The 14,436-nt window shown below is 45.3% G+C and carries 12 protein-coding genes; 6 read left to right on the forward strand and 6 right to left on the reverse strand.

Annotation, left to right across the window (positions count from 1 at the left end; translation table 11 throughout):
- Positions 1-354: 354 nt before the first annotated feature.
- Both A1359_RS21650 and traI read left to right on the forward strand, forming a co-directional pair.
- Positions 355-675 carry a plasmid mobilization protein gene (locus A1359_RS21650; RefSeq protein WP_066988307.1) on the forward strand — a complete coding sequence of 107 codons (321 nt, stop codon included), beginning with the start codon at positions 355-357 and terminating at the stop codon, positions 673-675.
- The gene (gene traI / locus A1359_RS21655; protein ID WP_066988309.1) at positions 656-2,353 is read left to right on the forward strand and encodes a TraI/MobA(P) family conjugative relaxase; all 1,698 of its coding nucleotides are present in this window, start codon (positions 656-658) and stop codon (positions 2,351-2,353) included. Before A1359_RS21650 ends, traI begins: the two co-directional genes overlap by 20 nt.
- A gap of 223 nt (positions 2,354-2,576) precedes the next feature.
- Here traI and A1359_RS21660 read toward each other — a convergent pair whose 3' ends face one another.
- The 5 genes from A1359_RS21660 to A1359_RS21680 all read right to left on the reverse strand — a co-directional run bounded on the left by A1359_RS21660 (position 2,577) and on the right by A1359_RS21680 (position 6,857).
- The gene (locus A1359_RS21660; protein WP_066988310.1) at positions 2,577-3,056 is read right to left on the reverse strand and encodes a hypothetical protein; all 480 of its coding nucleotides are present in this window, start codon (positions 3,054-3,056) and stop codon (positions 2,577-2,579) included.
- 56 nt (positions 3,057-3,112) lie between these two features.
- Positions 3,113-3,889 (reverse strand): J domain-containing protein, encoded by a 777-nt coding sequence (locus A1359_RS21665; protein ID WP_066988312.1) that lies wholly within the window; start codon positions 3,887-3,889, stop codon positions 3,113-3,115.
- 6 nt (positions 3,890-3,895) lie between these two features.
- A complete protein-coding gene (locus A1359_RS21670; protein WP_066988314.1) occupies positions 3,896-5,380 on the reverse strand; it encodes a tetratricopeptide repeat protein in 1,485 nt (494 codons plus the stop codon).
- A gap of 6 nt (positions 5,381-5,386) precedes the next feature.
- Positions 5,387-5,965: a restriction endonuclease gene (locus tag A1359_RS21675; RefSeq protein WP_066988316.1), complete on the reverse strand. Its 579-nt coding sequence runs from the start codon at positions 5,963-5,965 to the stop codon at positions 5,387-5,389.
- Positions 5,966-6,089: 124 nt separating this feature from the next.
- Entirely contained in the window at positions 6,090-6,857 is a 768-nt protein-coding gene (locus A1359_RS21680) for an FRG domain-containing protein (RefSeq protein WP_066988318.1), read from the reverse strand.
- Positions 6,858-7,036: 179 nt separating this feature from the next.
- On the opposite strand from A1359_RS21680, the gene A1359_RS21685 reads away from it, so the two are divergent.
- From A1359_RS21685 to A1359_RS21695, 3 genes are all read left to right on the forward strand, one after another.
- Positions 7,037-7,666, forward strand: coding sequence for a hypothetical protein (locus A1359_RS21685; protein ID WP_066988321.1), 630 nt, complete (start codon positions 7,037-7,039; stop codon positions 7,664-7,666).
- A gap of 277 nt (positions 7,667-7,943) precedes the next feature.
- Complete coding sequence (locus A1359_RS21690) at positions 7,944-8,432, forward strand: hypothetical protein (protein WP_066988323.1); 489 nt, start codon at positions 7,944-7,946, stop codon at positions 8,430-8,432.
- A gap of 86 nt (positions 8,433-8,518) precedes the next feature.
- The gene (locus tag A1359_RS21695; RefSeq protein ID WP_066988325.1) at positions 8,519-9,226 is read left to right on the forward strand and encodes a DUF3800 domain-containing protein; all 708 of its coding nucleotides are present in this window, start codon (positions 8,519-8,521) and stop codon (positions 9,224-9,226) included.
- Between the two features lie 1,902 nt (positions 9,227-11,128).
- On the opposite strand, the gene A1359_RS21700 is transcribed toward A1359_RS21695, so the two are convergent.
- Complete coding sequence (locus A1359_RS21700; RefSeq protein WP_408606573.1) at positions 11,129-11,524, reverse strand: LysR family transcriptional regulator substrate-binding protein; 396 nt, start codon at positions 11,522-11,524, stop codon at positions 11,129-11,131.
- A 603-nt stretch (positions 11,525-12,127) separates the two neighbouring features.
- Here A1359_RS21700 and A1359_RS21705 point away from each other — a divergent pair.
- Positions 12,128-14,356, forward strand: a complete 2,229-nt coding sequence (locus A1359_RS21705; protein ID WP_066988327.1) for a molybdopterin-containing oxidoreductase family protein — start codon at positions 12,128-12,130, stop codon at positions 14,354-14,356.
- Positions 14,357-14,436 lie beyond the last annotated feature (80 nt).

Raw genomic sequence — 14,436 nt, forward strand, 5'->3', positions numbered from 1 at the left:
GTTTATCGTAAGATAAGCATAAAACGAATTGTCGTGATTGAAAAGCGGTTTTAAACAGTCTAAGATCGTACGCTTTAAGTAAGCCTAACCATTGATACAGGATGGCCCTTGGAATACACATACTAACGTATGTGATGCCAAGGGACGCCAGACCATTCGGCGCTACGCTTCTCACGGTCCAGCTCAATCCTGCCAGGGGATACCCTTGGACCCCCTAAATGCGCGGCGCTATCGCTTCTTGCATTCAAGATAAACAGCGCTCGATACCGATGTGGCCGCAACGAGTCAGCTGGAGGATGCTATGACACCGATACCCCTTAATAAAAGTCATGGAATTTAAAAGGAGAGAGCCCGATGGTATTTGAAACACTTGGCGTTGAACCGTTGGACGCCATGCTACGGCTGCGCCTCACGGCCAGCGAAAAAGAACGCCTGCGCGAAGACGCAGACCTAGCAGCTTTGAGCATGTCGGAACTGGTGCGCCGCCGCTACTTCGGCAGGCCGATTATCGCCAACGCCGATGCAATCATGATTAAAGAACTGCGCCGCCTGGGCGGCTTAGTTAAACATGTGCATAACGAAAGCAACGGCGTTAACAGCAAGGAAACCGCTGAGGTGCTGGTGGCGCTGAAAGCCTACATCGAGAGTTTAAGCTGTGGTCGTCAAAAAAATTAAGAACCCGAAAAAGTCCGCCAGCAAAGCCGGCCGTATCGGCGGGCTATTGGATTACATTCTCAACCCCGAAAGCAAAAATGAAAACGAGAAGTGCGTCTATGCCGGTTCGCGAGGTTTTTTGACGGACAGTCCCCAAAGCCAGAAAGCGGAAATGCTGGCCTTGTCCCAGGAGGCGGTCAGAAGCAAAGACACCGTCAATCACTACGTCATCAGCTGGCAAGCAGGCGAACAACCCAGTCATCAACAGATAGACGAAGCGGTGGACCTCTTCCTGGATGAATTGGGACTGAACGATCACCAGACGGTCTACGGCCTTCACGCCGACACCGATAATCTACACCTGCACCTGGTCATCAACCGGGTGCATCCGGAGTCGCTGAAAGTCATCAAGCCGAATAAAGGCTTTGATATTGAAGCCGCACACAAAGCCATTGCTCGCATCGAACACGCCCAAGGTTGGCATCGTGAACCACATGGACGCTATCAAGTCTTGGAAAACGGCGAGCTAGGCCGTGAGCACATCGACACGGCATTGGATGCGGCGCGAAAGCAGCGGCAACCCGATCAGGTCACGCGAGACCGTGAGCAACGTACTGGCGAGAAATCGGCGCAACGGTTGGCGATTGAGGACGGCGCCGCCATCATCCAATCGGCAACCGATTGGCAAACCTTTCACCGGCAATTGGCCGAAAAAGGCATCCGCTACGAAAAGAAGGGCAGCGGGGCGATGCTGTTTGTCGGCGAGGTGGCCATCAAACCCAGCAGCGTGGATCGAGCGGCTAGTTTGCCGCATTTACAAAAACGCCTGGGGCCTTACCAGCCACCGATTGACCGATTAAACATCGTTGAACGCGGACCGGAACCGATCCAGGCGGCGCAACCCGACTGGGAACGCTTTATTAAAGACCGGCAAGCTCACTACACCGCCCGGAACGCCGCGACGCTGGCATTGCGCAAACGCCAGGACGCAGAGCGCAAACAACTGGCGACGCAACAGAAAACCAAACGCGAAACGATTTTAACAGGCAGCTGGAAAGGCAAGGGCGATTTGCTGAATGCGATGCGCAGCGTCCTCGCCGCAGAGCAGGCCGCCGAGAAAGCCGGCCTCAAGGAAGGCCATCAACAAGCCTCGAAACAGTTACGCCAACAATACCGGCCCTTTCCGGATTACGAGGAATGGCTACGGCAACAGCAACAGCAACAGCCGGAACAAGCCGACGTTTGGCGTTATCGCCATACCGAGCCGCAGCGCATCCAAGGGGATACCCACGAACCACCGACGCCACGAGACATCCGCGCCTATACGGCGAGGATGACTGGCCGGCAGGTGCACTATTTTCGGAAAGAGAATGCCGGCCAGATAGCAGAGCAAGGCGGCGCCGTGTCTTTTGTCGATAAGGGCCGGGAGATCGACATTCACGACTGGCGAAACCGGGACTGCGTACTGGCGGCTTTGCAGTTGTCCGCGCAGAAATGGGGCGACTTCCGGATTAACGGTAATCCTGAATACAAAGCCATGTGCGTCGAGTTGGCCGCTGAACACGGTTTTAAGATCAATAATCCAGAACTGCAAACCGGCATCGAGAACGAGCGGCAGCGGTTACAGCAGGCGAGGGCGCAGGCTGTGCAGAAAGAAACCGTACCGCAACCGGTGCATGAACGGGGCCGGGGACGGTAAGTTGTAGCCGACTTGCAATCGAAAACGCGCAATCAGCGCATTTTTCGACCGTAATTAAATGCAATTGACGGACGCTCAAACCGACCGCTGGCAATGGTTGATTTTATTGAAATTAACCGTCAAGTTACGACCCAAAAGCGCCGTTCACCACAAAAACCGAATGACTGCAGACCGAATCAAAGCGGCCAGCCCAATTAGAATAGGTTTTAAGTCGCTATCAGCCTCACAGCATCAAATCTTTAATCCGAGTGTCATAGGACTCATCAGGTTCAACTGGTTTTAGGCATCTCGATTTTGTAAGCAAACCATTCCATGTACAAGCCAAATTCGGTTCGTGAATTAACGCTTTGCATCTCTCTCGCAGTTGCAGCAACTTTTCACCATAGCCCAATGGCCGTTGGATAATTTGCTCATCGGGCATCAGCTCATTCAGTGCAAACAAGGCACAATAAAAGCAATCGTCGCTTTCTTGTAACGCAATATAGGTGGCCATTTCAAATAATGCGTGCTTAACCTCTTGCTTGAACCATACATCATCCAAAAAACCATAAGTCACCATCCGGTCATGAATGAGCGGAAAGCCATCACACCAGACTTTGCGGATGTTATAAAAATCTGTGTAAGCACTGGCCGATTTACCATCAAAAATTAACGGAATCAGCTCTTTACCGGGTGCGGTATCGATTATTGGCTCACGAGACATTACGTTTACCTGACATGATTAATGACAAATAGAGCGTACAAATTGATAGCAAGATATTAAGCACTCAGCCCGTTCCCGATTGGCTCTTGCGTTAGCGTCATCATTTCCAGCCTGATTTTTCGTTCCGAAATCTGCCGTAGGATTTCCTGTACCAAATCGCCGATAGGGTCACTACCCAATGCTTCCGCTTGTTGAACGGTCACCATCAACTCGTATAATTCATGGGACCGGGTTTCCGACAGTTGTTTGTCAATTTCTTCGGCCCGACTGCGTAATTGAGCAACCCGGCGAATAACTTTAATCATGCGTGCGCCTAAATCATCGCCTTGAATCGCTTCTGGATCTTGACCAAATTCCACGATTAATTTTTCGATGGTTTCCAAGTCGCCACTTTCATAAGCTCGGTTTACTTTAGCCATCATCACGTTTCGGCGCTCACGTTCAGTATCTGTAGTAGCGCGGTCGGGATGCATCAATTTGGCCGCTTTACGAAAAGCCTGTTTGGTTTCCGGGGTGATTTCAGGTGGCGGAGGTGGGCTTTTCTCAATCATGCCTGCTTCTTCGGCGGAGCGTCTGGCCTGTTCCTCGGCAGCTTGAGCGCGAAACTGTGCTTCTACATCATCTGGATGCATACCCGCTTCCACCATCGCAATTCGCGCTTCCCAATCGTCTAATTCGGCATATAAACGACCTGGGCCTTGGTAATAACGGTACTGGAATTGGGATAACTCGATTTTTAAGGTTTCCAGTTCCAATTCGGAATAGGTCACACGTTCTTCTAACGTCGCTTGGTCGGTTTCCAGTCTTGCGAGTTCTTGTTCTTCAGGGAGCATTGATTTTTAGTCCTTGATGCCTAATTCCTCTAAGCGTTGTTTGGATTCAGTATGTCCTTGTTCGGCGGCTTTGCGATACCAATGAACTGCTTGCGTAATATTTTGTTTGAGATTGAATCCGATTTTATAAAAATTACCTAACATAAATTGAGCATGAGCGTTATCTTGCTTAGCAGCTTCATGATACCAAGCAACGGCTTGTTCGTTACTTTGCACTACACCCCTGCCGTCCAAATAGCAGAAACCCATACTGTTTTGAGCGGGAGCATAGCCTTGGTCTGCCGCTTTACGATACCAATAAACTGCTTGTTCGTCATTTGGTATGATTCCACGACCATTGAAAAGCATCCAACCTAATAGGTATTGAGCGTGGTCATAGTCTTGGTCAGCTGCCTTGCGATACCAATATACTGCTTTTTCGTCATTTTGCGCGATGCCTCGACCATGGGATAGCATCCAACCTAAGCGGGATTGGGCGTGAGCATAATCTTGCTCAGCGGCCTTGCTGAACCAATAAACTGCTTGTTCATCGTCTTGATCTACACCTCGCCCATTTCGAAGCATCCAGCCAAGGTTAGACTGAGCAACGGCATCCCCTTGAACAGCTGCCATGCAATACCAATACACGGCTTGTTCATCGTCTTGATCTACGCCTCGACCGTTTTCGAACATCTGACCAAGATTATTTTGCCCACGGGTATCTCCTTGAACAGCTGCCATGCGATGCCAATACACGGCTTGTTCATCGTCTTGATCTACGCCTCGACCGTTTTTGAACATCCGACCAAGATTATTTTGCCCCCTGGCATTACCTTGAACAGCTGCCATGCGATACCAATACACGGCTTGCTCATCGTCTTGATCTACACCTTGGCCATTTTCGAACATTTGACCAAGCTTATTTTGCGCCCTGGCGTCCCCTTGAACACTTGCCATTCGATACCAATAAACAGCTTGAGAATAGTTTTGTTCGACGCCTAAACCAATTTCATTCGCATTGGCCAAATCTCGCCATATTTCAGGATCATTTAGTTGTCGGTTACTGAAAAGCCATTGAAAGGCGTTTTTAATATAAAAATTGTATTTCTCAACATCTTTTGCAACTCCCTGTCCACCCCAATACATCCTTGCGAGTATAAAATACGATTTGCCATAACCTTCATCAGCTAATTGCTTGAGCTGTCGAAAAGCATCAGTTAATTGAATCGTTTGATCAATGAAAGACTGCAATGCATTCGCAGGTTCATAAGAAAATAGGTCAAATTGAGTTCTAGTTTCTGGTAGTAATTCGGGATTAAACCAACGATACAGGCCATCACCAGTAATACGGTCATATATATCACGCGCCTCACGATAACGCGCATCTTGATCGGAAATGGTTAATTGTGTTTTTTGAATAGTTGCCAGCCCACGGCCTAACAAAGTCGAAGCAGTATTAATTTTGATAGTCAATTGTTGGCTGGATTTTACTACGGGCAAATATTCCGTCATGGCTTGCTAACCTTGGTTTTCAAGTTGCTTGATCAATTTACCCAGCTCAGTGCTATCCACTAACTGTACGTTGGACCTATAGCCCAGCTCGACGGCATTAGTCGTAAAATTGCCTGTCGTAACTACCCATGCTGCATGGCATTGATAATATGCCATTCCGGCTAATGCTTCCTGTACAGCAGACACGCCAACACTACCTGTATAACATTTCGCTTGAACAGCAATCCGTTGCCCTGATTTGAACAGTAGTAAATCCGCTCCGTAATCACCCGTGGTTGGCGTCAGTTCGACTTGATAGCCATGGCTGCTAAACAATCCAGCCAAAAATATTTCAAATTCCGTGCCGCTCAACTGGTTAAGTTCTGCGGCTTTTTGTTTGCCATAACGGCGATGCCATTCATCCTGCTTACGTTGCTGGTAATGAGCTTCGCGATGTTTCTGTTCAACAAAAGCCAGCGCATCCACCCGATGACGCACCGCTTTTTCCGCCTTCGATTCGACTCTTGGAGAGGCGACAGGCTGCGGCGGGGATTGGTTAGAGGTTTCGGAGAACAGTTGTTTTATTGATGAGAATAGGCCGGGCATAGCAATAATCAAGAAAAATAAGTTTCTAATTCACTATAAAAATGCAAATTATCGATTGCTGAAATCATGGAATCCAGTTTTATCACCAAATAGATGATCGTTAGTTGGAATAATTAACGTATTGTCATAGGATGCTTGAACATAAGTCATACTCATCTTCATCAGGAAAAAACTCATATTTCCAGGTTAAATGTTGACATAGACCAGATAAATCAGGAAACAGCGAAGCGCGCGTTACTCCACATCGTGCTAATTCTTCGCGGATTGGCGCAAATTTCTCCTTTGGAATAAGAAATTTGTGTAACCGAATATTTTGCCCATTTATTTTTTCAAACGTGCTTAATTGCTTGGTTTCCTCCGAATAATTATGAACCGAAAACCAACCAGATTGAGCAATAATTCTTTCATCAAGATGCTGAGGCCTAAATATCATTGTCTTTGGTAGTTGGAATGGGTCGTCAGTGTCGTTCACAAAGTCGCTTTCTGATGCACCATAAGCCCAAACAACAGCGGCATCAGATTCTGCTGGCCGCTCAATTGCAAACCATAAAGCAACAAGCGGGTTTGATGACCAATCTAATAATCGCGTAGGTAACCCGTGATGTTGTCCAAGTGCTAAAGTATCCCATTTGCTTTGAAGTTGTCGAGATCGTAATTGGGATGCTGCCAAGCGTTCAAAGTCCGAAAATAGTTTCTGCTCTGTACTCAACAAGGATGAACAATGCCTATATCTGAGCTTGAGTCGACCAATTTTAGGTGTAAGATCCCACTCATGATCGAGTTGGCCTCGAAATAAGATGTTTTCGTTACCGATATATCTTTCGGCAATGCTTTCTAAAAACGATGAGATAGACTCGATAGTTTGAGATGGGATTTCGTCGATTTTTTCCATTTGTCTAAACCCTATTATATTTTCAAATTTTTGTACACGGCTAAACGCAATCCTTGTTATTTGGGCTCGGATAGCACTGTGAGATGATTTACCAAGGCCGCGGCGATTCAGCTTTTGGTTGAATTACAAGACTACTCGAATGGATTGCTCGATCACAATGAAATAAATAGGGGACTTTTATGTTGAAATGGCTTTTCTTCTGGAAAAACAAGAGTCATCCAGGTGAAAACAATTGTGCGTTAACAGCCTTGTATGAAGGTGATAGAGGCATTTCAGAGCTGCATCATAACGATGCAGAGTTGCGGCTTTGGTTGCCTGAGCCACTGCGTATCGCGTTGCACCAAACTGTACAGGAAACCGGTTGCCAGGAGTCACAATATTTGCGTGAGTTTTTGGTTGTCTATCTTTACGGTGTACATGAATTGTTACAGATGCGAACCCATAAAACAGGCTTGTATTTCGTGCCGCCGCCAAAGTCTTACCATACTGACATCCGATTTTCCCGCGTGGCTCTTTCCGAGGTTATTCCGGGTCTTGGGAAGAACATCATTCCATGTAAACTCCGGTTACCATCCAAACTGAAAGCGGATTTACAGGATTTGGCTGATAAAAACGGAATACCACTAGGGAGATTTATACGAGAAATTTTAGTGCAACACTTTCTGGGGCATACAGTGTGGCCAGGGAAGTTGGATGATCGAACTGAACAGGAAGTAGCAGATGATTGGGTAAATGGACTATTAGAGCCATACCTAAAACCAATTGAGCAGGTCGATGTTAGTTTGGAAGCAGAAGTTGATGAGTTTTGATGACTACGCTGTTAGATTTTATTACGCAAACTACATAACCACATCATTTCAATTATTTATGTCATTAAGCTGAGAGGGTTGAGTAAAATTCAGGGAACACTCGAAAGCTGATCATATTTTTCCATGGAGACCTGATGTGTGAATACTTCCATCATCTGAATCATTGGTAACAATGACCATTTTCTGCTGGTCATGGCTTAGTATTAATTGTTGTCGCCTGAAATCATTCTTATCGATTGCATGCAGAGCTATCTGGATTATTTATTGGGAACGAAAAATGATAGAGCCAAATCCCGTTGACTATTTAAACGACCCGCTGAACGAAATCACTAGAAAGGAAAGGCGAAATTTGCTAATCGCAAGCACAGTGGGCTTACTGGTTGCAAAGGCGGGGATGGTTCCAACAAAGTTTGAAGCGTTTGGTATTGAGCTTTCAGTACCGGATCAAGAAGTTTTCGTTATTCTTATGTTGCTCATAGTCTTATATTTTTTGGCTGCGTTTGTTATTTACGGTATATCGGATTTCTTAGTGTGGAGAAAAAAATACCAGGATTATTTGGAACAAGTTGCGGGGTCTGACGCCAATTGGTCGCCAAAAGACCAATATAATTATGATGAACTACACAGCACTGTTCCTGGAATCGCTTGGTTGTATGCTTGGTCAAAACCAGCCGCGTTTGCTCGCAGCATTTTCGAATTTTCGGTCCCTGTGATATTTGCATTAGTGGCGGGTATGTTCCTTATTAAACACCTGATATTCTCCTAACAGGACAATTGAACTCGGACCGCAAAATCGGCTATGCAATTATCGCCCTTGTTTATTCGTAACGTTGGCCTTCAAGGCTAGCAGGCATGAAGCTAATTTTTTTCGACGAAGCTAAAAATGACGAAGGCTATAAGCACTACCACATTGGAGGCGTCGGTATAGATGAAGAGCATCTTGGCGTAGTCGAGGCGTCTATAAACAAGGTAGTTGAAGATTTGTTTGGGCACTCTAGGCTGGTACGTGGTACGGAACTTCATGGAGCAGAAATCTTTCACCGAAAGAATCACTTTAAGGAGTGGACTGAGTTTGATCGGCGAATTGCTTTATTCGATAGCTTAATGCAAATTTTGTCTATGCCTCAATTGCAACTAATTGATATTCAGATCAATGTGGCCAAACTTTGGGAAAACCAGATTCCTGATGATGTTGCATTTATGTTTTTCTGTGAAAGAGCAAATGACCTATGTAAGGCAAATAGTTGTTTGGGAATGCTGATTGGGGATAGAGAAAGTGACCGTGTAGCGGAGCGATACGCGATGAGTTTGTCTGAATATCGAGAAATAGGTACTAATTTCGCTTTTGGTCGAGATATTCTAAATCTGGTTGACTCGGTGCATTTCACGCATTCACACCTCAGTCGCTTTTTGCAACTCGCCGACATCTACACGTGGCTACTTCAATTTAGGAATCGTAACAGCGATTCGGACAACTTTAGGCATCGAGCAATTTTCGACATCTGGGCCAGAGATGAAATTACGATTCTTCCATCAAAATACAAAGAGTGGCCAAAGTGAATTGTGGCCCATCACGTCGCTCAATGGGCGCGGCGTTAATGGCTGCTTTTGGAGCCACTGCGGCCATACGTTGAAATATTTGAATGTCGCAAAGTGGCCGAAACTGTGAATTCGCCCATCTCGATAGCTGACGTTCAAAATTTGAATGGATTCGACGAAGCTAAAGTCGCTATCGGCCAATTTCTGACGTACAGGAAGCATAGGTATATGGCAGGTTTAAGTCGTAAAGCGGCCATTCAGAGGCCGACCATGATCCGCCCCTTGTCCCCAAAGCGGTCACTCAGGATGAAGTAGTTCCACCAAGAGAAACGACTCGCTTGGCATTAAACTGTTCCGATTTTCTGTCCCCGCCTCTGAATTGGGGCTCAACTCGCCGCCATAATTGTTATTGAATGCGTTGTTTAAACCGATTATTGCATATAGATACAGAAGCTAATGAAGTTACATAGCATCCACCTGCATATGATGGCTCGCTCTTTGTACATTCGTTTTCATGTCGCTTTGTTAGCTTCGAAATCTATAACACCCAGGCTTTATAGGTTGCCTCTCTGATTTCGCTAATCACCAGGTTCGGAGGGAGGGACGGTGAAAGCCATTCCCTAACCCTATACAGTGGCTGCTATAGATAGATAGATAACTATTCATAGCGGCCTTCAAGAGACCGTCATTAATTTCTGGCTTACGTCCGATTAGACCTTGAAAACAGTCATTCAAAACGTAAAGAAAGGTTATGGAATGGGCATTGGAAAAAAAGAAAAGCCCAAACCATTTTTAAAATATGAGCTACCATACGCAAAGCCCTCTTGAACACAATTAAGCTTCGGAACTATCATTGAGCTTAATCCAAAATCAATCACAACAAAAAAAGTACAAAAAGCGTGGCCATCTTGTTTACATTGTGAACCCTGAGCGATGTCTGTAGGCTGATTGCAAAGAACTTCGACTCATCATCTAGTACGGGTTGAAGCGGTCAGATACTCACAAATAAACCAGACTGAAAATGTAGATGTTTTCAAGTCTTATGGTTTATTTTCGTGGGTTTCTACAGGTATTTACATTCATATCAATCTTTTCGAACTTATGCTTTTCGAAGACGTGTCTTTTTTAAGGTTTCTGTCTCTCGTTAAATGCTCAACAAATCAATTGATCGTCTGATAACATTTAATGAATTGACACAACTAAGGTCTAAATTAACAATGGGAAGCTATTCCTTTAAACCGAAAACACTGTAGAAAAAAAATATTAATGAAGGAAAAAAGGCAATTATAAACCCCAAAATTAGTGCGAATTGGTATCTGTATTTATACACAAATAGTAATGTTTGACGGATTGCTTCTGTTAGGCATTCGTACTGATTTATTTTTTCCAAAATCTGTTCCTCCTTTTATTAGGACTGTATCAAATTAGGGCCGTTAGCTACCACTATTTACAAGCTCACTTAGGTGATTTGATACGGTTAAAATGCCTGAAATACTTTTCCTGTTCGGTTTAGGCTTGGCTTACTTTATTAAAAATCAATAGCCAGACCAAATACCTTTGGTTCCAACTAGTATAAATGTAATGAATTGAACCAATAAAAAAAGTAGTCCAAGCGCCAACAAGATTTTTTTCACATCATTCATTATGTTCCACCTCAGATACAGACATCCTGTCTCGCCGTAAATTACCTTATTTAGAGTAAGAAGTTGAGAAAAGCCTAGTCAGTCAATCAGATCAAAATATTTGGTATTTATACTGCTTTCCATAGCCTTATCATATAGCTATAAGATTGACACATAATTATTTTTTTGGCTTTAGGAAGGTAAGCTAATGAGCGCAAGCCTTTTATTGATGTGTCTGAATTAATATTATAAGAAGTCAGGCGCATTTGTAAAAGACTAATTACCTATGAAAACATAGGGTTTACCTATGGATTAAAACTGTAAGTAAGTTCTTAATTTCAGTATTTTTCTCATTCTTCGGATAATAAATCGCATATATCTGGCGGCTGATTTCCGGATTGCTCAAATAACGGCAACGCACATCATCGGCGTTTGCAGGCAGGCTGTACTCCGGCATCAACGCAACCCCCATGCCAGCGCGCACCAAGTTGACGATCCAATCCTCGCTATTGCTACGGTAAGTGGCGTAGAGGTTGACTTCCTGGTCCTGGCAGATTGCCCGCAGAGTATCCCTAAGTTCGCAGTTCAACCGATCCAAATAAGGCTCGGACTGGATTTCCTTGAGGTCGATTTTGCCCAAGTGATTAAAGCGGTGCTTGTTGTTAAACGCAACTACGTACTTTTCGGTATACAGCAAGGTGGATTGATAGGGCGAAAAGTTTCAATGAAGGATCTATTAACTGCAATGGGCCTCGAAAAAATCACTTTTTTTTGCGGAGTATGGCAGCAAGCGCGAGCTCTAATTACACGTACTTAGTCACTTTTATGATTCCAAAATACTGATTAAGCAATCCAAGCGGACATCTAAGCCAATCTCAGCGAAAGAGCGGTGTATTAAATCTGTTGCAGATGTCTTTTTCTAAGTTAGAAAAACCCATGCTCCATAATAATAAAACAACAGGTCTGTTACACCCTCATTTAATAAATAGTCTTAGCCTATATAAACATAGATAAACAGTATTTTACAAACCGGCATTCCCCCTATAGTATTTCTACAACAGGTACAAAAATGTTATTAAATATAAGAGGTAGATTAATTTTTCTACCGTTGCATTTAACGACAGCTCGTCATCATATATAGTCTATATCTATTAGACTATAGGCAAGCAGTATCTAAGAAGCCAGAATGACTAAATTTATGTTGTTTCATCCGTTATATCGCCACTGCGAATTAGCAGCATTAACTAAGTCTGGTTGAAGAGGATTGTTAGTCAGTGAAAAATTTTGAGAGGCTAAAAAAATGAGCAAAGAAACGAAATGGGCCATCTGCAGTACTTGCGATATCAATTGCGGACTTCTTGTCACCGTTGAAGACGGTAAGGTGAAATCAATTAAAAAAAATCCGGATCATGCCCTCACGCCGAATTCGATCTGTGTCAAGGGGGCCAACGCAAATAAGTACATTACCCATCCAGACCGATTAACGCATGCGCTGAAAAGAATCGGTGAGCGCGGCTCGGGTCAGTGGGAACAAATTAGCATGAAGCAAGCTTTAGATGAGATTGCCGATAAGATGAAGCAGTTGATAGCCGAAGACGGCCCGGAAACAATTGGCAGCACTTATGGCTGGAGCTCTAACGCCGGTGCGGCCTCACGAAGATTTATGAACTTACTGGGGAGTCCGAACTGGACTTGGACGGGATACGTGTGTTTAGCCAATTCCACGGTGCCCAGTAAAGCGACTTACGGCTTTTGGCAGTTTCCAGACTTTCATAATACCAAATGCATCGTACTTTTAGGCCACGCTCCGGGTCCGCAAAGATGGACGGCTGAGTACCTGTGGATTAAGGGTGCCCTGGATAGGGGCGCAAAGCTGATCGTCACAGATCCACGCCGTAATAGCTATAGTGATCAAGCGGACATCTTTCTGCAGGTTAAGCCTGCTACGGACAGTGCCTATTTACTGGCCTGGATTAATGTGATCATCGAAGAAGACCTCTATGACAAAGAATTTGTAGAAAAATGGACGGTTGGTTTTGAACAACTCGCTGAAAGAGTGAAGGAATACACTCCGGAGTGGGCGTCAGAAATTACTGGAGCGCCAGCAGATAAGATTCGCGAGTCTGCCAGAATGTATGCCACTACTGGTCCCGCTGTGATCCCCTGGGGAGCAGTACCGGATCACCATGCCAATAGCACCCAGACTTTACGAGCCTTAACCATATTGAGATCCATCACCGGTAATCTCGATGTACCCGGGGGCGAACTGTTAATGGGGTACCATCCGGAAATTTCATCGGATGATGAATTCGAACTCAATGAGAGGCTATCGCCTGAACAACGCAAGAAACAACTCGGTGTTGACCGCTTTAAGCTCTTGAGCTGGGAAACACTCGAAAAGACCGGCCCAGCAATGGAAAAGGTTTGGGGCAAAAAATATTCAAACCAGGTATCCGGCGGCGCGATGGCGCACCCTGCAAGCATGTGGGAAGCGATGAAAACAGGCAAGCCTTACCGCTTGAGGGCACTTATATCGCAATGTAACAACACCTTAAACAGTTACCCCAACACCACTCACATTTACGAAGGGTTGATGAACCTGGATTTGTTAGTGGTTATGGATCTTATCAAGTCGCCCACGGCCCAACTCGCCGATTATATTCTGCCGGCCACACATTGGCTGGAAAGACCGAACCTGTTCAATTACTGGGATTGGATTCCAATCTATCAAGGGGGAGAGCAAGCAGTGGAGGCGCCAGGAGAATGTATGCACGACTGGATGCTATGGCGTGAGCTTGGCGTTCGTCTGGGACAAGAGAAGGATTGGCCGGCAAGCATGGAAGAGGCGTACGATGAACGGTTAAAGCCTGCGGGATTAACATGGGAAAAATTATCAACCCAGGTTCGGGCTTCCGCGCCTGAAATAACTTTCAAGAAATACGAAAAAACCGGCTTTGGCACACCTAGCGGAAAAGTTGAACTCTATTCAAGCATTTTCGAAGAGCTAGGCTATGATCCCTTGCCTAGTTGGGTTGAACCACCGGAAAGCCATGTGAGGAAACCGGAGTTGGCTAAGACGCATCCGTTGACTTTTTTCACCGGCATGCGCGAAAACTATTGGTTTCACAGTTTTGGCCTAGGCCGATCCACTAAAGAGCTGCGTAGCCGCGAGCCGGATCCCCGCATGCAAATCCATCCGGATACGGCCTACGATATAGACCTGTCGGATGGGGATTGGGCATGGGTGGAATCAACTAGCGGAAAAAGAATCAAACTCAGGTCGTGGCTCAGTAATGACACACATCCTAACGTAGTCAGGGTTCCTCATGGCTGGTGGTACCCGGAAACAACAGGAAGTGAAGAACCTGGTGCGGCGTTATCGAGTCTCTGGAAATCGGCGGATGCGGTCATACTTCATGACTCTGACGAATACTGTGATAAGGAACAAGGCAACTTCCAACTCAGAGGGTTGGCTTGCAAGGTCTATAAAGTGGAGGATGGAACCGAAGGAACAAGTTATTCGGCTTAAACCTTTGTGGTGCGCACATGGCAATCAGGCTTAATAGTAGTTTGAAATAGAGCTTAGATCAGGTAAGGAGTCTATCGATT

This window comes from Methylomonas lenta (assembly GCF_001644015.1).
Lineage (GTDB): Bacteria > Pseudomonadota > Gammaproteobacteria > Methylococcales > Methylomonadaceae > Methylomonas > Methylomonas lenta.